Here is a 20120-nt window from a genome sequence, read left to right on the forward strand (position 1 = left end):
GAAACGCAAGAGTATAGCCCAATTCCCGAGGCCAAACAAACACTTAGGCGGTTGACGCGTGAACGCGGCGCAGGCATCGTGGCAAAAACCGCGACAGGAGGCCACACATGCGCCCCGCTCTGCACTTCATGGTTGGCATGGTACCGCGTACGCTGCTGGCGCTGATGGTACTGGCAACGAGCCAGTCCGCGCTCGCCGCCCTGCCGCTGGACCAGCTGCGCCTGCCGCCCGGCTTCCGCATCGAGGTGCTCACCGATGACGTGCCGGGCGCGCGCGCCATGGCGATGTCGCCGTCGGGCACGCTCTTCGTGGGATCGCGCAGCGAAGGCAAGCTCTACGCGGTCAGCGATGCGCTCGGTACCCGCCCGCGGGTGCGCACCGTCGCCACCGGACTGCGCAATCCGCTTGGCGTGGCCTTCCATGACGGCAGCCTGTATGCGTCCTCGGTCTCGAAGATCGTGCGGCTGGACCAGATCGAGGCCCGCCTGGAGCAGCCGCCCGCGCCCAGGGTGGTGAGCGACCGCTTCCCGTCGGACGGCCACCACGGTGGCAAATTCATCGGCTTCGGCCCGGACGGCTACCTGTACGTCGCCACCGGCGCCCCCTGCAATGTGTGCGAGCCAGACGAAGCCCGCTATGCCAACATCGTCAGGATGAAGCCCGACGGCACCGGCCTGCAGGTGGTGGCGCGCGGCGTGCGCAACACCGTCGGCTTCGACTGGCACCCGGCCACGCGCGAACTGTGGTTCACCGACAACGGCCGCGACCGCATGGGCGACGACGTGCCCGACGACGAACTGAACCGCGTCACCGCGCCCGGCCAGCATTTCGGCTACCCGTACTGCCATGCCGGCAACGTCGCCGACCCGGAATTCGGCGGCAAACGCCCCTGCTCCGAGTTCGTGCCGCCGGTGGCTCGCCTGGGCGCGCATGTCGCCGCGCTCGGCATGCGCTTCTACACCGGCACGCAGTTCCCGCCGGACTACCGCAACAACGTCCTGATCGCCGAACATGGCAGCTGGGACCGCAGCGAGCCCTCCGGCTACCGCGTGGTCCGCGTGGTGCTGGACGCCGCCGGCAAGGCCGTGCGCCAGGAGGTGTTCGCACAGGGCTGGCTGCGCGGCGGCAAGGCCTGGGGCCGGCCCGCCGATGTCCTGGTCGCGCCGGACGGTTCGCTGCTGGTCAGCGATGACCATGCGGGGGCGATTTACCGCATCCGCTACCAGCCCTGAATCCGGCGGAAAGCCCCGCCCGGCGCGGCTTTGTGCGGTCGAAACAATCCGTTACACCGGTAACGGGATTGGCATAGGCGCCCCGATGCCCCATGCGTACCATGAACCCATCTTCCAACAGCAACACAGCGCGACAGGACCCTGGGAATCCGCATGCTCACCCGCTCTCTCCTGCGCGACCTGGTGGCTGGCATCCTGGTGGCCTCGGGCCTGGTCGGCGCGGTAGGCGCCAGCCATGCCCAGGTCGCGTTCTGGCAACAAGTCCGTTCCGATGGCCGGCCCGCCCGGATCCAGTCCGGCGATGGCTGGCAGATGGCCAGCGTGCGCGCCGAAAGCCGTGAACACGTGCAAGCCCAGATCGACCGCATGGAGGCGCGCGCCCGCGCCGACGACCGCCTCAGCGGCCGCCGCGCCGCGCTCGCCGGCGCCCGCGACGACAACCGCGGCCGCGGCCCGGAACGCAATCCCCCCAATGACGCCCGCAACGAGCCGCGCCAGGGCCAGGTAGGCCCTGGCTGGCAGGCACGCGGTCGCGACAACGGCCGCTGATCGGAGCCGGCGCCGTTTCCCTGGCGGCTGGATACCGCGCCCCGCCACTCGCTGCGGAACTCCGCCCCTGCCCGGCCTGTCTCTACTTAAGTGTGTGCCCCGATTCCGGGCGCACGCACAGGCTGCCGCCCGGCGCCGTCCGGGGCTCACAGCGTGCCGTCATGTGCGGACGGCAATCGAACTGACCTGCCTCTGCCCGACACCTCCTGCCGGGACCCGACCAAGACGGCCCGGGCGCAGCCTCCAGAATGACAATAATTCTGTGAGGTTTGTCATGTCACCCCTGCTTAGCGACCTGGCCGAACACGCGGGCCAGCTATCGCTGTCGATCCTGTTCATGGGCATCCTGACCCTGGTTCTCTACAGCGAAACCCATATCAGCGAGCACGCCTCGGCCTTTATCCGCGGCCTGATCGCCGGCGGCTGGCATTAGCGCCGCTGGCGCCTTTTGACGCACTTCCCTTCCTTGCGCTGACTGCCGGCGTACAATGTGGCCGGCCGGTACCCTTGTGCCGTCACTTCCGTGCCGGCGCAACGCCTGCCTGCACCCCAGGCCTGAAACTTCCCTTCCGACCATGTCCGCAGCCACGCCAGTCCGCCACGCCTCTCCGCTCGCCGCGCCGTCCGCGCGCGGCAAATCGAAGCTGCTGACCGTGGCGCTGGCGTTCCTGTTCGGCAGCCTGGGCGCGCACCGTTTCTACCTGGGCGGCTTGCGCGACCTGTATGGCTGGGCGCACCTGCTGGCGCTGCTGGCCGGCGCCATCGGCGTGGCCTCGATGGCCACCGGCGCGGGCAGCCCGGCACTGAACTGGACCTTTGCCGTGGCCGGCGGCATTTCCGTCATCAGCGCGTTCCTGGCGGCGATCGTCTACGGGCTGCGCCCGGACGACAAATGGGATGCCCGCTTCAACCCGCACGGCAAACCCACGCGCTCGGGCTGGCCGGTGGTGATCCTGGTGATCCTGTCGCTGCTGATCGGTACCGGCCTGCTGATGGCGGGGCTGGCGATCAGCTTCCAGACCTTCTTCGAGTCGCAGGTGGAGGCCGCGCGCGAACTGTCGCAGTAGGCTCCCTGCGCGCTGTCTCCCTCGCTCATCTCTTGTGCGCGGTCAATGCGGCCGCAATCGCCGGTTTCCCTTTCGGCCAATTCGCCCATACTGGTAGAGCCGTCCGATCCTGGCGGCGCGACGCGCGGCGAGGCCACGCCCCGGCAGCGCAAAGGAGCAAGTATCGACATGCCAAGCTATGAGGAAGGACGCCTGGCGGCGATCGCCGTCAGGCTGGCGCTGTCCTCGGGACTGCCGCCATCGAGCGCCAAGGCCGCGCTGGAACTCGCCAGCAGCATGATCGGCGACCAGCAAGCCACGGCAGCCGCTCTGAAGGCTCAGAACAGCGAACCCTGCGGATCGTCCTTGCCGCTGGGTACCGCCGCCGGCGGGCGAAAACGTGAAGTATCCAGTTCAAACCGGTTGTAGCGGAAGCCGAGCCGTTCGGCGGCCTTGTAGAAGCGCTGGCGCAGCAAGTCCGCCCACACGCCGGTGCCGCGCATGCGCGTGGCAAAGTTCGCATCGTAGGCTTTGCCTTCGCGCATGTCCCGCACGCGGTTCATGACCCGTTCGGCCCGGTCGGGGAAGTGAGCCTGCAGCCACTCCTCGAACAGCGGCCGCACTTCCCACGGCAATCGCAGCACGATGTAGTTCGCATACACGGCGCCCGCCTCGCGCGCCGCTTCCAGCACGCGCTCCAGGTCAGGCTCGGTGATGAAGGGGATCACCGGGGCAATGCTGACCCCCACCGGGATGCCGGCGTCGGTCAGCGTGCGGATGGTGCGCAACCGGCGCGACGGCGTCGCCGCGCGCGGCTCCAGCGTGCGTGCGATGTCAGCGTCGAGCGTGGTGATGGTCAGTGCGGCCACTGCCAGCCGCTTGGCCGCCATCGGCGCGAGCAGGTCGATATCGCGCTCGATCAGTGAAGACTTGGTGATCAGCGCCACCGGGTGATCGCATTCATGCAGCACTTCCAGCAGGCTGCGCGTGATGCGCTGGTCACGCTCGATCGGCTGGTAAGCGTCGGTGTTGACGCCCAGCGCGATGGTCTCGCAGCGGTACGACGGCCGCGCCAGCGTTTCGCGCAGGCGCTCGGCGGCATTGGTCTTGGCATAGAGCTGCGTTTCGAAGTCCAGCCCCGGCGACAGGTCCAGGTAGGCGTGCGTCGGCCGGGCAAAGCAATAGATGCAGCCGTGCTCGCAGCCGCGGTAGGGATTGAGCGAAACGTCGAACGGGACATCGGGCGAGGCATTGCGCGTCAGCACGGAACGGGCACGTTCGAGATGGACTTCGGTGCGTAGCGGCGGCAGCGGCGCGTCGTCAGCGCCCGCGCTTGCCTCGAGCGCCGCAGCGGTGTCTTCCGGCGCCGGACCCCAGCCATCGTCGAACGTCTCGCGCTGGTCGCGCTCGAAACGCCCCTGCAGGTTGCTGACGGCGCCGCGGCCCTTGCGCGCCACGGGCGGGCGCGCGCCGGCCTGCGCGTCGGCATCGGCCTCGCGCCGCGTTGCGCCGGCGAGAGGTCTGGCGGGGGATTTGGGCTTTGGCAGGGGGCGCTCCATGCTGGCCTTCGTTACGCGGCCTGGCTCTTCTCCTCTACCGAGATGGCCAGTGTCTCCTTGATCTCTTCCATCACCACATAGCTCTTGGACTGCGCCGCGCCCGGCAACTGCAGCAGGATGTCGCCCAGCAGCCGGCGGTATTCGCCGATCTCGCGGATGCGCGCCTTGATCAGGTAGTCGAAATCGCCCGACACCAGGTGGCATTCCAGCACCTCCGGAATGCGCAGCACCTCGCGACGGAACTGCTCGAACATATTGCCCGATTTGTTGCCCAGCGAGATCTCGACGAACACCAGCAGCGCACTGCCCAGCAGCGCCGGGTTGAGCCGTGCGTAGTAGCCCATGATGACACCATCGCGCTCCAGGCGCTTGACGCGTTCGATGCACGGCGTGATGGTCAGCCCGACCGCTTCGGCCAGGTCTTTCATCGACATCCTGCCGTCGCTCTGCAGCGCGGTCAGGATCTTGCGGTCGAGCCGGTCGAGCGTACGCTGGGGCTGGCGACTCGTTCTCATGAGTTTTTCCTGTTTTCCTGAGAAATTCGGTAACTATGACTGGAATGCATTCAATAGTATAGAGACAAATCCTCTATACCGTAGTCATCGCAGTTGGAGCCCCCGAAATGCGCGTTCTCGTACTTGGCAGTGGCGTAATTGGCGTCACCAGTGCGTGGTACCTGGCCAGGGCCGGTCACGAAGTGACCGTGGTCGACCGCGAGTCCGGCCCAGCGCTCGGCACCAGCTTTGCCAATGCGGGCCAGATCTCGCCCGGCTACGCGTCGCCGTGGGCGGCGCCCGGCGTGCCGCTCAAGGCGATCAAGTGGATGTTCCAGGAACACGCGCCGCTCAGCATCCGCCCCGACGGCACGCTGTTCCAGCTGCAATGGATGTGGCAGATGCTGCTGAACTGCAGCGCCGGGCGCTATGCCGTCAACAAGGAGCGCATGGTGCGGCTGGCCGAATACAGCCGCGACTGCATCCGCGCGCTGCGCGCGGAAACCGGCATTGCCTACGAAGGCCGCCAGCAAGGCACGCTGCAGGTGTTCCGCACCGACGAGCAGCTGCACGGCGCGGCCAAGGACATCGCGGTGCTGGAACAGGCCGGGGTTCCCTACCAGTTGCTTTCGCGCGAAGAACTCGCCGCGAGCGAACCGGCGCTGGCCGCCGTCCGCCACAAGCTGGCCGGCGGCCTGCGCCTTCCCAATGACGAAACCGGCGACTGCGCGCTGTTCACGCAGCGCCTGGCCAACATGGCCGGCACGCTCGGCGTCCGCTTCCTGTACAGCCGCTCGATCGACGGCCTGCTCAGCCAGGGCGATGCCGTCACCGGCGCCGTGGTCGACGGCGAGCCGATGGCGGCGGACCTGGTGGTGGTGGCGCTGGGGAGCTGGTCGACGCAGCTGGTCAAACCCTTCCTGCGCGGCATGTCCAACCTGCCGGTGTATCCGCTCAAGGGCTTCTCGATCACCGTGCCGCTCAGCGATGCCTCGCGCGCGCCGGTCTCGACGGTGCTCGACGAGACCTACAAGGTGGCCCTGACCCGCTTCGACGACCGCATCCGCGTCGGCGGCATGGCGCAGATCGTCGGCTATGACCGCAGCCTCGACCCGGCCAAGCGCCGCACGCTCGAGCACGTGGTGACCGACCTGTTCCCTGGCGCCGGCGATGTCAGCCAGGCCACCTTCTGGACCGGCCTGCGCCCGATGACCCCGGACGGCACGCCCATTGTCGGCCCGACCCAGGTGCGCGGCCTGTGGCTGAACACCGGCCACGGCACGCTCGGCTGGACCATGGCCTGCGGCTCCGGCAAGCTGCTGTCGGACCTGGTCTCGGGCAAGTCGCCGGCGATCCGTGCCGACGACCTGTCGGTCAGTCGCTACCTGAAGCCGGCGCGCCATCATCTGGCGCCGCGTCCGGCAGCCGCCTGATAAAAGGCCGGCTTCCCCAAGCAAAAAGGGCGACCTTGCGGGTCGCCCTTTTTCTATCCGCGCGCCGCGCGCTACGCTCAGAACTGCTCGGCGCTCAACGCATTGACCGGCGCCCCGCCGCCGACCACGGCATCGCGCAAGGCCGATGCCTGCGACAGGATGTGCTCGGCAAAGAAATGCGCGGTTGCGATCTTGGCCTCGTGGAAGGCCGGATCGTCGGCGCGCTTCGCGTCCGCAGCCAGCATGGCACGGCCGAACTGCCAGCCGGAGAACACGATGCCGCACAGCTTCAGGTAAGGCACGCTGCCGGCGAAGACCGCGTTCGGGTCCGACTTGGCGTTGGCGACGACGAACTCGACCACGGCTTCCAGCGCGGCACGGCCCCTGGCCAGCTGCGCCTGCACCGCGGTGAAGGCGGAGCCGCCGTGCCGGCCCAGCGCGGACTCGGTCTCGGCGATCTGCGCACAGATTGCGCGGGCGGCGGCACCGCCGTCGCGCATGGTCTTGCGGCCCACCAGGTCGTTGGCCTGGATCGCCGTGGTGCCCTCGTAGATCGGCAGGATGCGCGCGTCGCGGTAGTGCTGCGCCGCGCCGGTTTCCTCGATAAAGCCCATGCCGCCGTGCACCTGCACGCCGAGACTGGTGACATCGATCGACAGCTCGGTGCTCCAGCCCTTCACCACCGGCACCATGAACTCGTAGAAGGCCTGGCTCTGACTGCGCACGGCTTCGTCGGGATGCTGGTGCGCCGCATCGCTGGCGGCCGCGGCCACGTACGCCACCGCGCGCGCGCCTTCGGTCAGCGCGCGCATGGTCATCAGCATGCGCTTGACGTCGGGATGGTGGATGATGGTCACCGCCTCGCGCGCCGAGCCATCGACCGGGCGGCTCTGCACGCGCTCGCGCGCATACGCCACCGCCTGCTGGTAGGCGCGCTCGGCCACCGCGATGCCCTGCATGCCGACCGAGAAGCGCGCCGAGTTCATCATGATGAACATGTACTCGAGGCCGCGGTTCTCTTCGCCGACCAGCGTGCCGATCGCGCCGCCATGGTCGCCGAACTGCAGCACCGCGGTGGGGCTGGCCTTGATGCCCAGCTTGTGTTCGATCGAGACGCAATGCACATCGTTGCGCGCCCCGTTGCTGCCATCGGCATTGACCAGGAACTTGGGCACGATGAACAGCGAGATGCCCTTCACGCCTTCGGGCGCGTTGGGGGTGCGGGCCAGCACGAGATGGACGATGTTCTGCGCCATGTCGTGCTCGCCGTAGGTGATGAAGATCTTGGTGCCGAAGACCTTGTAGGTGCCGTCGCCCTGCGGCTCGGCGCGGGTGCGCACCGCAGCCAGGTCCGAGCCTGCCTGCGGCTCGGTCAAATTCATGGTGCCGGTCCACTCGCCCGAGATTAGTTTGGGCAGGAAGGTGGCCTTCTGGTCGTCGGAGCCCGCCGTCAGCAGCGCCTCGATCGCGCCGTCGGTCAGCAGCGGGCACAGCGCGAACGACAGGTTCGCGCTGTTCAGCATTTCGTTGCACGCCGTGGCGATCAACTTGGGCAGTCCCTGGCCGCCGAACTCCTGCGGATGCAGCACGCCCTGCCAGCCGCCCTCGCCGAACTGGCGGAAGGCTTCCCTGAAGCCGGGCGTGGTGGTGACCACGCCGTCCTTCCAGCTGCTCGGTTCCAGGTCGCCGGCGCGGTTCAGTGGCGCGACCACCTGCTCGTTGAACTTGGCGGCCTCGTCGAGCACGGCCTCGGCCGTCTCGGGGGTGGCTTCCTCGAAGCCGGGCAGATTGCTGACGGCCTCAAGGCCGGCCAGCTCGTTCATGACGAACAGCATGTCCTTGATCGGCGCACGGTAGGTCATCGATGTCTCCCAACATGTATGAAAAAGCCGTTCGCGGGTCGCCCCCGGAACGGCTCGTTACTTGCCTGCTGCTATCCGTACCGGCCGCAGTGCGGCCGGCGCGGCATCAGCCCAGTGCTGCCACCAGCTCCGGCACCACGGTGTTCAGGTCGCCCACCAGGCCGTAGTCGGCCACGGAGAAGATCGGGGCCTCGGCATCCTTGTTGATTGCGACGATCACCTTGGAGTCCTTCATGCCGGCCAGGTGCTGGATCGCGCCCGAGATACCGACGGCGATATACAGCTGAGGCGCGACGATCTTGCCGGTCTGGCCGACCTGGTAGTCGTTCGGCACGAAGCCGGCGTCCACGGCGGCGCGCGAGGCGCCCAGCGCGGCGTTGAGCTTGTCGGCCAGCGGCGTCAGCACCTTGGTGTAGTTTTCGCCCGAGCCCACGCCACGGCCACCCGAGACGATGATCTTGGCGGCGGTCAGTTCCGGACGGTCGCTCTTGGCCACTTCGCGCGAAACGAATTGCGAAACGCCCGCGTCGGCCACGGCCGGCAGGGTTTCGACGGCGGCCGAGCCACCTTCGGCAGCGGCGGCGTCAAACGCGGTGCCGCGCACGGTAATCACCTTGATCTTGTCTTCCGACTTGACCGTGGCGATGGCGTTGCCGGCGTAGATCGGACGCTCGAAGGTGTCCGGGGCGTCGACCTTGGAGATTTCCGAGATCTGGGCCACGTCCAGCTTGGCGGCCACGCGCGGCAGGATGTTCTTGCCGTACGGGGTGGCCGGGGCCAGGATGTGCGAGTAGTCGTTGGCGATGGCCAGCGCCTGCTCGGCCACGTTCTCGGCCAGGCCGTCGCCGAAGTAGGCGGCGTCGGCCAGCAGGACCTTGGTCACGCCGGCGATCTTGGCGGCGGCATCGGCCGCGGCCTTGGCGTTGGAACCTGCCACCAGCACGTGCACGTCGCCGCCGCATTGGGCTGCGGCGGTCACGGTGTTGAGCGTGGCGCCCTTGATCGATTGATTGTCGTGTTCAGCAATGACGAGTGCAGTCATGTTCTATCTCCCCCGCGCTCAGATAACCTTGGCTTCGTTCTTCAGCTTCTGCACCAGCGTCGCGACGTCCGGCACCATCACACCCGCGCTGCGCTTGGGCGGCTCGACCACTTTCAGGGTCGACAGGCGCGGCTTGACGTCGACGCCGAGGTCTTCCGGCTTGACGGTGTCGAGCGGCTTCTTCTTCGCCTTCATGATGTTCGGCAGCGTGACGTAGCGCGGCTCGTTCAGGCGCAGGTCGGTGGTCACCACCGCCGGCAGGCTCAGCGACAGCGTTTCCAGGCCGCCGTCGACTTCACGCGTCACGGAAGCCTTGCCGTCGGCGACGACCACCTTCGAGGCGAACGTGGCTTGCGGCAGGCCGGCCAGCGCGGCCACCATCTGACCGGTCTGGTTGGAGTCGTCGTCGATGGCCTGCTTGCCCAGGATCACCAGTTGCGGCTGTTCCTTGTCGATCAGCGCCTTCAGCAGCTTGGCCACGGCCAGCGGTTGCAGGTCTTCGTTCGATTCCACCAGGATGCCGCGGTCGGCACCGATGGCCATCGCGGTGCGCAGCGTTTCCTGGCACTGCGTGACACCGCACGACACGGCGACCACTTCGGTGACAACGCCGGCTTCCTTCAGGCGCACGGCCTCTTCCACGGCGATTTCGTCGAAGGGGTTCATGCTCATCTTGACGTTGGCCAGATCGACGCCCGAACCGTCCGCCTTGACGCGGACCTTGACGTTGTAATCCACCACCCGCTTGACTGCGACGAGTACTTTCATGCGCTCACTCCACTGATAGCTGATAGTCAGAAATTTTGTTCGCTCGTCATTATAACCACCGGGTTGGCGGCTCTCCTATTTTTCGAACGATCGTACTATTTTATCGGCAAAATGATGCCGGGCATAGGCCCGGCACCTTTTTTACCGGTCAGGCGATTGTGCCGCAAAGCCAGGCCGGCAGGCCTCGTCCGATTGGATGAAACCCTCGAGTGACGCCGGCTCACCAGGAAATTACCAGGCAGTGATGACCGAGTCCTTGAAGGTCGATGTGACGTATTGCTTGATTTCCGGCGAGTGGTAGGCCTTCACCAGCTTGGCCACCCAGGGCTTGCTCTTGTCGGCCTCGCGGATCGCGATCAGGTTGGCGTACGGCCCCTTGGGGCCTTCCATGGCGATCGCATCCTTGGTCGGCGACAGGCCCGCGGACTCGGCATAGTTGCCATTGATGGCGGCGGCGTCCAGGTCATCCAGCGAACGCGGCAGCTGCGCGGCGTCGAGCTCGACGATGCGGATCTTCTTCGGATTCTCGACGACGTCCAGCGGCGTGGCCTTCAGGCCGGCGTTGGGCTTGAGCTTGATCACGCCCTTGCTCTGCAGCAGCAACAGGCCGCGGCCACCGTTGGTGGGGTCGTTGGGCACGCCCACGCGCGCGCCCTGCTTGAGCTGGTCGAGCGACTTGAGCTTTTTCGAGTACACGCCCATCGGGAACGTCACCGTGTAGGCGATATGCGCGAACTTGTAGCCGCGGTCCTTGATCTGGGCTTCCAGGTACGGCAGGTGCTGGTAGCTGTTGGCATCCAGGTCGCCTGCGGCGAGCGCGGCGTTGGGCTGGATGTAGTCGCTGAACTCGACCACCTGGATATTGAGGCCGTCCTTGGCGGCGACCTTCTTCACCTGTTCCATGATCTGGGCGTGCGGGCCGCCGGTGACGCCGATCCTGATCGGTTTGTCCTGGGCGCTTGCGCCAGTGGCCAGCGAGGCGCCGAGCGCGGCGCCGAGGATCCATTGCAGCAGGTTGCGACGTTGCATGATGTGCGTTCCTATCTCGATAAAGTTGGGGTTCAGCGATGGCTGATGCGGCGGACCAGCCAGTCGCCGAAGCTCTGCACCGCCTGCACGAACACGATCAGGATCACCACCACCGCCACCATCACCTCGGTGATGTAGCGCTGGTAGCCATAGCGGATGCCGAGGTCGCCCAGGCCGCCGCCGCCGATCGCACCGGCCATGGCCGAATAGCCGACCAGGCTGACGAAGGTGATGGTCAGGCCGGCGACGATGCCGGGCATGGCCTCGGGCAGCAGCACCTTCCACACGATCTGGCGCGTGGTGGCGCCCATCGACTGCGCCGCCTCGACCAGGCCCTTGTCGACTTCGCGCAGCGCGCTTTCGACCAGGCGCGCGATAAACGGGATCGCCGCGATGGTCAGCGGCACGATCGCCGCGGTGGTGCCGATCGACGAACCGACGATAAAGCGCGTGAACGGGATCACCACCACCAGCAGGATGATGAATGGAATCGAACGCACCGCGTTGACCACCACGCCGATGGTGCGGTTGAACAGCGGGTGCGACAGCACGCCGCCCCGGTTGGTCAGGTGCAGCAGCACGCCCAGCGGCACGCCCAGCAGTGCGCCGACCACGCCCGAGATCGCCACCATCAGCAGGGTCTCGTTGAACGAGGTTAGGAACAGGTCAAACATTTCAGACCACATGCTCGAACTCCTCCACCACCACGCCTTGCGCCTGCAGGTATTCCATTGCCGCCTTCACATCGGCCAGTTCGCCGGTGGCCATGATCGCCAGCGAGCCGAAGGCCTGGCCCTGGATCTCGTCGATATGGCCGTGCAGGATATTGAAGTCCAGCCCGTAGCGGCGGATCGCCTGCGCCAGCACCGGCTGGTCGACGCCCTCGCCGGTGAAGGCGAGGCGATAGACGTGGTCGCGCCCGTTGCCGAGCCGGCTTTCGACGCGCTTGAGCACGCTCGCCGGCAGTTCCTGCGAGATGACGTCGCCGATCATGGCGCGCGTGACCTCGTGCTGCGGGCGCAGGAATACGTCGATCACGCGGCCGCTTTCCACCACCTGGCCGGCCTCGAGCACGGCCACGCGGTCGCACACCTGCTTGATGACTTCCATCTGGTGAGTGATCATCACGATGGTCAGGCCCAGCTCGCGGTTGATCTGCTTGAGCAGGTCCAGGATGGAACGGGTGGTTTCCGGGTCCAGCGCGGAAGTGGCCTCATCCGACAGCAGCACCTTGGGCTGGCTCGCCAGCGCGCGCGCAATGCCCACGCGCTGCTTCTGCCCGCCGCTGATCTGCGCCGGGTAGCGGTCCTTCAGCGCCGACAGTCCGACCAGCTGCAGCAGCGGTAGCACGGTGGCGGCGATTTCAGCCCTGGGCTTGCCGGCCAGCTCCAGCGGCAGCGCCACGTTGTCATAGACGGTGCGCGACGACAGCAGGTTGAAGTGCTGGAAGATCATGCCGATCTCGCGCCGCGCCAGGCGCAGCGCACCGTTGTCCAGCGCGGTCAGGTCCTGGCCGTCGACGATGACGCGGCCGCTGGTGGGCCGGTTCAGCAGGTTGATGGCGCGCACCAGCGTGCTCTTGCCGGCGCCGCTGCGGCCGATGATGCCGAAGACTTCGCCCGCCGCAATCGACAGGCTGACGTCCCGCAATGCATGCACGTCGCCAGAAGCGCCCGGGAAGCGCTGCGACAGTCCTTGCAGTTCGATCATGGAAAAGGTGACCAAAAGAAAACGGCAACAGGCGAGGGATCTCCAGCGCTGTTGCCGCTCGTTATTTTTCTGAAGCGCGTATTTTATGCGATCCGCTTCATACCAGAAACGACTTTTTGCCGATGTCTTTATGCGTTCCCGGCATATAAAGACCCGGCAAGTCGATCAGGAGGCACGCCAGGACGGCGGCCGCTTGTCGATAAAGGCCAGCACCCCCTCCAGCGCCGACTCGTCCATCATGTTGCAGGCCATGGTCTGGCCGGCCAGCTGGTAGGCGGCCTCGATGCCCATCTCGAGCTGGCGGTAGAACAGCCCCTTGCCGGCCGCGACGGCGGCGGCAGGCTTGGCGCAGATGCTGGCGGCCAGCCGCGCCACTTCGGCGTCCAGTTCGCCGGCCGGCACCACCCGGTTGACCAGCCCGCGTTCGCGCGCACTGGCGGCGTCGATCATGTTTCCGGTCAGCAGCATCTCCATGGCCTGCTTGCGGTGCAGGTTGCGCGACAGCGCCACGCCCGGGGTCGAGCAGAACAGGCCCAGGTTGACGCCGGACACGGCAAAGCGCGCATCGTCCGCGGCCACCGCCAGGTCGCACATCGCCACCAGCTGGCAGCCGGCCGCGGTGGCGATGCCGTGGACCCGCGCGATCACCGGCTGCGGCATCTGCTGGATCGCCATCATCATGCGCGTGCAGCGGTCGAACAAACGCCGGTAGTAATCGTGCGACGGCGCCGCGCGCATCTCGCGCAGGTCATGCCCGGCGCAGAAGGCCTTGCCGGCACCCGCCAGCACCACCACGCGCACGCTATGGTCGGCGGCGAGCCGGCGCAGCGCATCGGTGAGCGCATCGAGCAGCCCTTCGGACAAGGCATTGAAGGCCTGCGGCCGGTTCATGGTCAGTCGCGTCACGCCGGCGGCGTCGCGCGATTCGGTCAGCAGCGGCGCGTCGACGCGCGCATCGTTCTCGGCCATGGCGGCGGTCTCCTAATGCTCCAGCAGCACCTTCAGGTGCGCCAGCACGCTGCGGCCCAGCGCGCTGAGGTTGTAGCCGCCCTCCAGGCAGCTGACGATGCGGCCCTGCGCGTGGGTGCGCGCGACCTCGACCAGCTGGCCGGTGATCCAGGCGTAGTCCTGCTCCACCAGGCCCATCTGGCCCAGGTCGTCCTCGCGGTGCGCGTCGAAGCCGGCCGAGATGAACAACATCTGTGGACGGAATTCATTGAGGCGCGGCAGCCAGATGGTCTCGACCACTTCGCGCACCGCCATGCCGTTGCTGTAGGCCGGCAGCGGGATGTTGACCATGTTCGGCGCCAGGTGCTCGGTGCCGCTGTAGGGATAGAACGGGTGCTGGAAGATGCTGCACATCATCACGCGCTCGTCGCCGCGGAACGCCGCCTCGGTGCCGTTGCCGTGGTGCACGTCGAAGTCGATGATCGCCACGCGCTCCAGCCCGTGCGCCTGCAGCGCATGGCGCGCGGCAATGGCCACGTTGTTGTAGAAGCAGAAGCCCATGGCGCGGCCGGGCTCGGCGTGGTGGCCGGGCGGGCGCACGCAGCAGAACGCGTTCTCGAACTCGCCGGCGATCACCGCATCGGTGGCCGCCACCGCCGCTCCCGCGGCCAGCGTGGCGGCAGCGAGCGTGTGGGCGTTCATTGAGGTGTCCGGATCGATCGCGTGGTAGCCGCTCGACGGGCTGGCGCTTGCGAGCGCGTCGACGTGCTCGGGCCGGTGCACGCGCTCGAGCTGCTCGCGCGTGGCGGGCGGCGCCTCGCGGCGCTCCAGCAGCCCGTCCAGGCCATGCGAAATCAGGTGATCCTCGATCGCCTGCAGGCGCTCCGGACACTCGGGGTGGAAGTGCCCCATTTCGTGCCGCTGGAACTCGGGGTGCGTGTAATAGCCTGTCGGCATCTCTTATCGTCGCAATGGGTTGCAGTGCGTCGCCATGTTGTCTCCAAACGTTACGTTAGCACACGCCACGCCTGGCCACCCAGCAGCACCGGCGCGCCATGCCGCACCCGCCGCGCCGCGGCTGCCGCGGTGGCATCCGCTATACTCGGTGCGACTTGCAAAGGACACCATGACCGACACCCAGCGCTCACTGCGACGCCCCCTGCTGGGCGCCGCGCTTTCCGCTGCCGCACTCGGACTCTGCGGCCTCTCTCCCAGCCTGCTCGCCGCCGGCAAACGCCGCGTCAGCGTGCGCGAGGAGGAAATCGAACCCGGCCGCTACCGCGACAACCCGCAAGCACGTGCCTTTATCGACGAGATGGTGGCGCGCCACGGCTTTGAGCGCGGCATGCTGCAGGAATGGTTCGGGCAGGCGGTCTACTCGGCCACCGTGGTACGGCTGATCATGCCGCCCGCCACCACCGGGCGCAAAAGCTGGCGCACCTATCGCTCCCGCTTTATCGAGCCGATCCGCATCAATGCCGGCGTGCGCTTCTGGCAGGACAACCGCGACACGCTGCGCCGCGCCGAGGCCGAATTCGGCGTGCCGGCCTCGGTCATCGTCGGCATCATCGGCGTCGAAACCATCTACGGCCGCGACATGGGTTCGTTCCGCGTGCTCGATTCGCTGTCGACGCTGGCGTTCGACTATCCAGCCACGCCCAACCGCGAAGCCCGCAGCACGCTGTTCCGCAACCAGCTGGCCGACTACCTGCTGTGGTGCCGCGACACCCGCACCGACGTCTACTCGGTGCTGGGCTCGTACGCCGGCGCCATCGGCATTCCGCAGTTCATGCCGACCAGCCTGCGCGAATACGCCCTCGACTACGACAACAACGGCCACATCGACCTGCGCAACAGCCCCACCGATGCCATCGGCAGCGTGGCGCGCTTCCTGCAGCTGCACGGCTGGGAGCCGGGCCGTCCGGTGGTGTGGCGCATTGCCCCCGACACCGGCAGCCTGGGCATCGCCACCGCGGCAGCCGATGGCGAGCCGTGGCCGACCCGCGCCCTGAACCAGCTGACCCGCGCCGGCCTGAGTTTGGACGAGCCCATCAACCTGGCGCGCGAAGGCGAAACCGGCGTGCTGGTGGTGGACCTGCCCACGCCCGACCAGCCCACCGAATACCTGCTGGGCCTGCGCAACTTCTATGTGCTGACGCGGTACAACCGCAGCTTCTTCTATGCGCTGGCGGTGTACCAGCTCGGCGAGGCGGTCAAGGCGGCGATGGGCTGAGGCGGCACGGCCAAAGTCAAAAAGGCCTCGCGTGAGCGAGGCCTTTCTTGTTTGCTGCGGCGCTGCGGATCAGGCCGGGAACACGCCGGTCGAGAGGTAACGGTCGCCGCGGTCGCACACCACGAAGACGATGGTGGCGTTCTCGACTTCCTCGGCGACGCGCAAGGCCACGCACAGCGCACCGGCGGCGGAAATGCCGCAGAAGATGCCCTCTTCCGATGCCATGCGGCGCGCCATGTGCTCGGCATCGCCCTGGCTCACCGGCTCGGTGCGGTCGATGAACTTGGGATCGTAGATCTTGGGAAGATACGCTTCGGGCCACTTGCGAATGCCCGGGATGCGCGAACCTTCGGCCGGCTGCGCGCCGACGATCTGGATCGCGGGATTCTGCTCCTTGAGGAAGCGCGACACGCCGGTGATGGTGCCGGTGGTGCCCATCGCCGAAACGAAATGGGTGATGCGGCCGTCGGTATCGCGCCAGATTTCGGGGCCGGTGCCTTCGTAGTGCGCCTGCGGATTGTCCGGGTTGGCGAACTGGTCGAGGATCACGCCCTTGCCGTCGCGCTCCATCGAATCGGCCAGGTCGCGCGCATATTCCATGCCGCCCTTGACCGGGGTGAGGATGATCTCGGCGCCGTAGGCCGCCATGCTCTGGCGGCGCTCGAGGCTGAGGTCCTCGGGCATGATCAGCACCATCTTGTAGCCGCGGATGGCGGCCGCCATGGCCAGCGCGATGCCGGTATTGCCCGAGGTCGCTTCGATCAGGGTATCGCCCGGCTTGATGCGCCCGCGCGCTTCGGCCCGGGCGATCATCGACACCGCCGGGCGGTCCTTGACTGAGCCGGCCGGATTGTTGCCTTCGAGCTTGCCGAGGATCACATTGCCGCGCGCGTCGTTGACGGCACCGGGGATGCGCTGCAGTCTGACCAGCGGCGTATTGCCGATGGTGTCTTCAATTGTCTTGTAGGCCATGGGGCGAAGGAGGGTCGCAAACGGGGGAATCCGGAGGATTCCGGGGGATTCCAATTCGCCGGCCATTGTAATCCAGACCCCTATCCCCTCGCCGGCAGGCGGGATTTGCCCCGCCGCCCGCCCGCATCCGTCGTGGCTCAATCCGCTTCGCGGTTGCCTTCGCCCAGCAGGTGATACAGCAGGATGCAGCCGAAGGTGGCGGTGCCGATGCCGCCCAGCGTCATGCCGCCCAGCTTCAGCGTCAGGTCCCCGGCCGCCACCGTCAGCGTGGCGCCCACCGTGATCAGGTTGCGCGAGCTGGAGAAATCCACGTGGTTCTGCACCCAGATGCGGCCTGCGGTGGCCGCGATCAGGCCGAACACGACGATGGTCAGGCCGCCGATCACCGGCCCCGGGATGGTCAGGATCAGGGCGCCGAACTTGGGCGAGAAGCCCAGCAGGATGGCCACCGCGGCCGCCACCACGAAGATCAGCGTCGAATAGATCTTGGTGACCGCCATCACCCCCATGTTCTCGGCATAGGTGGTCACGCCGGTGCCGCCGCCACTGGCCGACAGCATGGTGGCGATGCCGTCGCCGATAAAGGCGCGGCCGATGTACGGATCCAGGTTGCGGCCGGTCATCACGCCGATGGCCTTGATATGGCCGAGGTTCTCGGCCACCAGCACGATCGCCACCGGCGCGATCAGCAGCATCGCGCCCAGTTCGAACGTCGGTGCGGTGAACGCCGGCAGGCCGAACCAGCTGGCGGCGGCCACGCCGGAGAAATCGATCGGCTTGCCCAGCCCCGTCACGTTGGTGCCCAGGTAATAGGCAACGTAGCCGGCCAGGCCGCCGATCAGCACCGGCAGGCGGCCGATCATGCCGGGCGCGCGCACCGCGACCAGCCCCACCGCGACCACGGTGAGCAGCCCCACCCAGGTATCGAGCGCCGCGCCGCTGACCGCCTTGACCGCCACCGGGGCCAGGTTCAGCCCGATCGCCGCGACGATGGCGCCGGTCACCACCGGCGGCATCAGCTTTTCCACCCAGGCGTAGCCCACTGCCTGCACCACCAGGCCGATCACGGTGTACAGCGCACCGGCGGCAATGATGCCGCCCAGCGCCACCGGGATATTGAGGTTGGGGCCGCTGCCGGCATAGCCAGTGGCGGCGATCACCACCGCAATGAAGGCAAAGCTGGAGCCCAGGTAGCTGGGCACGCGGCCGCGCACGCATAGAAAGAAGATCAGCGTGCCGATGCCGGAAAACAGGATGGCGATATTCGGGTTGAAGCCCATCAGGATCGGCGCGATGGCGGTCGAGCCGAACATCGCCACCACGTGCTGGATCCCGGCCAGCAGTGTCTGCCCCGCGGGCAGCCGCTCATCGGGGCCGATCACGCCCTCGGTCTTGAGCCGCCATTGCGGCAGGAATCCCGCGTCCTCGCCATTCGCCATATTGTCTTGCTCCCTGTGGTCCGGGCGGGCCACCGGATCGGCGGCCGCCGCGCTTGTGCCTGGTTGTTAGGTTGTGGAATGCCGGTCGGCAGCCGCGCCGCAGGTCCTGCCTGCGCGGCGTCCGCATGATACTCCGCCGCCACGGGGGCTGCGAATCCGACAAGCTTTAGCACAACGCATACCAGCCACAACGCACCCGGCTGCAGCACGACCGGGCACAGGGCCGCAGTGGCGGTGCTAGCGGGCCGGCTTTGCCGGTGCAGGCGTTGCCTTTGCCCCCTTGGCGGGCGCCGGCGTGGCCGCCGGTGCAGCGGATGGCGTGGCGGGGGACGCCCCCTTGCCGGCGATGGTCAGGCCGGCGTCCTGCAGCTTGGCCACGGACTTGGGCCCGATGCCGCTGACGCGCTCGGCGAGATCGGCGGCGTCCTTGTACGGCCCGCGCTTGTTGCGTTCTTCGACGATGTGGCGGGCCGTGGCCGGGCCCACGCCCTTGACCGAGGTCAGCGCTGCTTCGTCCGCGGTGTTGACGTCGACCGCGGCACGGGCGGTGCCGCCGGCAAGCAGGCACAAGGTTGCCGCGAGGGAGATCAGGGAAAAACGCCGGGCAAGTTGCCGGATCCAGTGCATGGCCATGAAGGCTCTCCTTTCCTGTGGATGGTCTGAGGTACCACCCCCGCCGAGGTGGCGAGGTCAGGTCAGGATAGGGGCGCGCCGCGAGCGCGGCGCATGCGGCAACAAAAGTTGACACCGGCGGCACGAAAGCGTGTCAGCCGGCGTGAAGCAGGGACGATGCGAGGTTCAGCCGTTGCGCTCGAGCAGCCAGCGGCAGTAGCGCGCCACGCCTTCCTCGACGGTCAAAAAGCGCTCGCCGTAGCCGGCGCCGCGCAGCCTGGACACATCCGACTGCGTAAAGCACTGGTACTTGCCGCGCAGTGCGTCGGGAAATTTGACGTACTCGACCAGCCCTTCCTGCACCAGGTCATCCAGCGACAGCGGCGGCTTGCCTTCGGCCTCGCGCAGCGTGTTGACCACGGTCGCGGCGATGTCGTTGAACGGCTGGGCGCGGCCGGTGCCCAGGTTGAACAGGCCGGACTTCTCCGGATGGTCGAAGAAGAACAGGTTGACCTTGACCACGTCCTCGACCGAGATGAAGTCGCGGCTCTGCATGCCAGGGCCATAGCCGCCGTATTCGCCGAACAGCTTCACCGTGCCGTCGGCGCGGAACTGGTTGAAGTTGTGGAACGCCACCGAGGCCATGCGGCCCTTGTGCGTTTCGCGCGGCCCGTACACGTTGAAGTAGCGGAAGCCGACGATCTGCGACAGCGCCGACGGCAGCCGGCGCCGGACGATCTGGTCGAACAGGAACTTGGAATAGCCGTAGACGTTGAGCGGCCGCTCGAACTCGCGGTCTTCGCGGAACACCTGCGAGGCGCCGTAGGTCGCCGCCGACGATGCGTACAGGAACTGCGTGCCCTGCTCCAGGCAGCTCTCCATCAGCGACAGCGTGTAGCGGTAGTTGTTCTCCATCATATAGCGGCCGTCGGTCTCCATGGTGTCGGAGCAGGCGCCTTCATGGAACACCGCGCGGACCTTGCCGAACTCGCCGCGGGCAAAGCGCGCGAGGAAGTCCTGCTTGTCCAGGTAATCGGCGATCTCGCAGTCGACCAGGTTGTGGAACTTGTCGGCGCGGGTCAGGTTGTCGACGGCGATGACGTTGGTCTCGCCGCGTTCGTTCAGGCCCTTGACGAGATTGCTGCCGATAAAACCCGCGGCGCCGGTGACGATGATGGTCATGGTCGGATCA

Annotated in this window: 20 protein-coding genes; 6 read left to right on the top strand and 14 right to left on the bottom strand. The window is 67.2% G+C overall.

The window, feature by feature from the left end; genetic code table 11:
• The first annotated feature begins 107 nt into the window (after window positions 1-107).
• The 4 genes from MKD38_RS02240 to MKD38_RS02255 all read left to right on the top strand — a co-directional run bounded on the left by MKD38_RS02240 (window position 108) and on the right by MKD38_RS02255 (window position 2848).
• Complete coding sequence (locus MKD38_RS02240) at window positions 108-1232, top strand: PQQ-dependent sugar dehydrogenase (protein ID WP_252674453.1); 1125 nt, start codon at window positions 108-110, stop codon at window positions 1230-1232.
• A gap of 153 nt (window positions 1233-1385) precedes the next feature.
• A complete protein-coding gene (locus MKD38_RS02245) occupies window positions 1386-1781 on the top strand; it encodes a hypothetical protein (RefSeq protein WP_252674454.1) in 396 nt (131 codons plus the stop codon).
• Between the two features lie 274 nt (window positions 1782-2055).
• Complete coding sequence (locus MKD38_RS02250; protein WP_165835196.1) at window positions 2056-2214, top strand: hypothetical protein; 159 nt, start codon at window positions 2056-2058, stop codon at window positions 2212-2214.
• Between the two features lie 142 nt (window positions 2215-2356).
• Complete coding sequence (locus MKD38_RS02255; protein ID WP_252674455.1) at window positions 2357-2848, top strand: NINE protein; 492 nt, start codon at window positions 2357-2359, stop codon at window positions 2846-2848.
• 317 nt (window positions 2849-3165) lie between these two features.
• Here MKD38_RS02255 and MKD38_RS02260 read toward each other — a convergent pair whose 3' ends face one another.
• Both MKD38_RS02260 and MKD38_RS02265 read right to left on the bottom strand, forming a co-directional pair.
• The gene (locus MKD38_RS02260; RefSeq protein WP_252674456.1) at window positions 3166-4386 is read right to left on the bottom strand and encodes a PA0069 family radical SAM protein; all 1221 of its coding nucleotides are present in this window, start codon (window positions 4384-4386) and stop codon (window positions 3166-3168) included.
• An 11-nt stretch (window positions 4387-4397) separates the two neighbouring features.
• A complete protein-coding gene (locus MKD38_RS02265; protein WP_012352108.1) occupies window positions 4398-4901 on the bottom strand; it encodes an Lrp/AsnC ligand binding domain-containing protein in 504 nt (167 codons plus the stop codon).
• Window positions 4902-5008: 107 nt separating this feature from the next.
• On the opposite strand from MKD38_RS02265, the gene MKD38_RS02270 reads away from it, so the two are divergent.
• On the top strand, window positions 5009-6313 hold the full coding sequence (locus MKD38_RS02270; protein WP_252674457.1) for a D-amino acid dehydrogenase: 1305 nt from the start codon (window positions 5009-5011) through the stop codon (window positions 6311-6313).
• 77 nt (window positions 6314-6390) lie between these two features.
• Here MKD38_RS02270 and MKD38_RS02275 read toward each other — a convergent pair whose 3' ends face one another.
• The 8 genes from MKD38_RS02275 to MKD38_RS02310 form a co-directional block, all read right to left on the bottom strand.
• Window positions 6391-8175, bottom strand: a complete 1785-nt coding sequence (locus tag MKD38_RS02275; RefSeq protein ID WP_252674458.1) for an acyl-CoA dehydrogenase — start codon at window positions 8173-8175, stop codon at window positions 6391-6393.
• A gap of 106 nt (window positions 8176-8281) precedes the next feature.
• Entirely contained in the window at window positions 8282-9217 is a 936-nt protein-coding gene (locus MKD38_RS02280; protein WP_018007045.1) for an electron transfer flavoprotein subunit alpha/FixB family protein, read from the bottom strand.
• A gap of 18 nt (window positions 9218-9235) precedes the next feature.
• Window positions 9236-9985, bottom strand: coding sequence for an electron transfer flavoprotein subunit beta/FixA family protein (locus tag MKD38_RS02285; RefSeq protein WP_112773539.1), 750 nt, complete (start codon window positions 9983-9985; stop codon window positions 9236-9238).
• Window positions 9986-10216: 231 nt separating this feature from the next.
• Window positions 10217-11014 carry a MetQ/NlpA family ABC transporter substrate-binding protein gene (locus tag MKD38_RS02290; protein ID WP_252674459.1) on the bottom strand — a complete coding sequence of 266 codons (798 nt, stop codon included), beginning with the start codon at window positions 11012-11014 and terminating at the stop codon, window positions 10217-10219.
• Window positions 11015-11046: 32 nt separating this feature from the next.
• Window positions 11047-11700 carry a methionine ABC transporter permease gene (locus MKD38_RS02295; RefSeq protein WP_092308203.1) on the bottom strand — a complete coding sequence of 218 codons (654 nt, stop codon included), beginning with the start codon at window positions 11698-11700 and terminating at the stop codon, window positions 11047-11049.
• A complete protein-coding gene (locus MKD38_RS02300) occupies window positions 11690-12724 on the bottom strand; it encodes a methionine ABC transporter ATP-binding protein (protein WP_252674460.1) in 1035 nt (344 codons plus the stop codon). The genes MKD38_RS02295 and MKD38_RS02300 overlap by 11 nt, the downstream gene beginning before the upstream one ends.
• A gap of 165 nt (window positions 12725-12889) precedes the next feature.
• A complete protein-coding gene (locus tag MKD38_RS02305) occupies window positions 12890-13693 on the bottom strand; it encodes an enoyl-CoA hydratase (RefSeq protein ID WP_252674461.1) in 804 nt (267 codons plus the stop codon).
• A 12-nt stretch (window positions 13694-13705) separates the two neighbouring features.
• The gene (locus MKD38_RS02310; protein WP_252674462.1) at window positions 13706-14629 is read right to left on the bottom strand and encodes a histone deacetylase family protein; all 924 of its coding nucleotides are present in this window, start codon (window positions 14627-14629) and stop codon (window positions 13706-13708) included.
• A gap of 169 nt (window positions 14630-14798) precedes the next feature.
• On the opposite strand from MKD38_RS02310, the gene mltB reads away from it, so the two are divergent.
• A complete protein-coding gene (gene mltB, locus MKD38_RS02315; RefSeq protein ID WP_252674463.1) occupies window positions 14799-15905 on the top strand; it encodes a lytic murein transglycosylase B in 1107 nt (368 codons plus the stop codon).
• A 69-nt stretch (window positions 15906-15974) separates the two neighbouring features.
• Here the strand turns inward: mltB and cysM are convergent, their stop codons facing one another.
• The 4 genes from cysM to rfaD form a co-directional block, all read right to left on the bottom strand.
• A complete protein-coding gene (gene cysM / locus MKD38_RS02320) occupies window positions 15975-16877 on the bottom strand; it encodes a cysteine synthase CysM (RefSeq protein ID WP_252674464.1) in 903 nt (300 codons plus the stop codon).
• Window positions 16878-17014: 137 nt separating this feature from the next.
• A complete protein-coding gene (locus MKD38_RS02325; protein WP_252674465.1) occupies window positions 17015-18316 on the bottom strand; it encodes a solute carrier family 23 protein in 1302 nt (433 codons plus the stop codon).
• A gap of 237 nt (window positions 18317-18553) precedes the next feature.
• Complete coding sequence (locus tag MKD38_RS02330; protein ID WP_252674466.1) at window positions 18554-18949, bottom strand: ComEA family DNA-binding protein; 396 nt, start codon at window positions 18947-18949, stop codon at window positions 18554-18556.
• Window positions 18950-19114: 165 nt separating this feature from the next.
• On the bottom strand, window positions 19115-20110 hold the full coding sequence (gene rfaD, locus MKD38_RS02335) for an ADP-glyceromanno-heptose 6-epimerase (protein WP_252674467.1): 996 nt from the start codon (window positions 20108-20110) through the stop codon (window positions 19115-19117).
• Window positions 20111-20120 lie beyond the last annotated feature (10 nt).

This window comes from Cupriavidus sp. WGlv3, assembly GCF_023952475.1.
In the GTDB taxonomy this organism is placed as follows: Bacteria; Pseudomonadota; Gammaproteobacteria; order Burkholderiales; family Burkholderiaceae; genus Cupriavidus; species Cupriavidus phytorum.

Coding starts and splice junctions, on each gene's coding strand:
- MKD38_RS02290 (WP_252674459.1), bottom strand. CDS start 11,014: ATGCAACGTCGCAACCTGCTGCAATGGATCCTCGGCGCCGCGCTCGGC.
- MKD38_RS02275 (WP_252674458.1), bottom strand. CDS start 8,175: ATGACCTACCGTGCGCCGATCAAGGACATGCTGTTCGTCATGAACGAG.
- MKD38_RS02270 (WP_252674457.1), top strand. CDS start 5,009: ATGCGCGTTCTCGTACTTGGCAGTGGCGTAATTGGCGTCACCAGTGCG.
- MKD38_RS02330 (WP_252674466.1), bottom strand. CDS start 18,949: ATGGCCATGCACTGGATCCGGCAACTTGCCCGGCGTTTTTCCCTGATC.
- MKD38_RS02285 (WP_112773539.1), bottom strand. CDS start 9,985: ATGAAAGTACTCGTCGCAGTCAAGCGGGTGGTGGATTACAACGTCAAG.
- MKD38_RS02240 (WP_252674453.1), top strand. CDS start 108: ATGCGCCCCGCTCTGCACTTCATGGTTGGCATGGTACCGCGTACGCTG.
- rfaD (WP_252674467.1), bottom strand. CDS start 20,110: ATGACCATCATCGTCACCGGCGCCGCGGGTTTTATCGGCAGCAATCTC.
- mltB (WP_252674463.1), top strand. CDS start 14,799: ATGACCGACACCCAGCGCTCACTGCGACGCCCCCTGCTGGGCGCCGCG.
- MKD38_RS02305 (WP_252674461.1), bottom strand. CDS start 13,693: ATGGCCGAGAACGATGCGCGCGTCGACGCGCCGCTGCTGACCGAATCG.
- MKD38_RS02325 (WP_252674465.1), bottom strand. CDS start 18,316: ATGGCGAATGGCGAGGACGCGGGATTCCTGCCGCAATGGCGGCTCAAG.
- MKD38_RS02265 (WP_012352108.1), bottom strand. CDS start 4,901: ATGAGAACGAGTCGCCAGCCCCAGCGTACGCTCGACCGGCTCGACCGC.
- MKD38_RS02310 (WP_252674462.1), bottom strand. CDS start 14,629: ATGCCGACAGGCTATTACACGCACCCCGAGTTCCAGCGGCACGAAATG.
- MKD38_RS02280 (WP_018007045.1), bottom strand. CDS start 9,217: ATGACTGCACTCGTCATTGCTGAACACGACAATCAATCGATCAAGGGC.
- MKD38_RS02300 (WP_252674460.1), bottom strand. CDS start 12,724: ATGATCGAACTGCAAGGACTGTCGCAGCGCTTCCCGGGCGCTTCTGGC.
- MKD38_RS02260 (WP_252674456.1), bottom strand. CDS start 4,386: ATGGAGCGCCCCCTGCCAAAGCCCAAATCCCCCGCCAGACCTCTCGCC.
- MKD38_RS02245 (WP_252674454.1), top strand. CDS start 1,386: ATGCTCACCCGCTCTCTCCTGCGCGACCTGGTGGCTGGCATCCTGGTG.
- MKD38_RS02295 (WP_092308203.1), bottom strand. CDS start 11,700: ATGTGGTCTGAAATGTTTGACCTGTTCCTAACCTCGTTCAACGAGACC.
- cysM (WP_252674464.1), bottom strand. CDS start 16,877: ATGGCCTACAAGACAATTGAAGACACCATCGGCAATACGCCGCTGGTC.
- MKD38_RS02255 (WP_252674455.1), top strand. CDS start 2,357: ATGTCCGCAGCCACGCCAGTCCGCCACGCCTCTCCGCTCGCCGCGCCG.
- MKD38_RS02250 (WP_165835196.1), top strand. CDS start 2,056: ATGTCACCCCTGCTTAGCGACCTGGCCGAACACGCGGGCCAGCTATCG.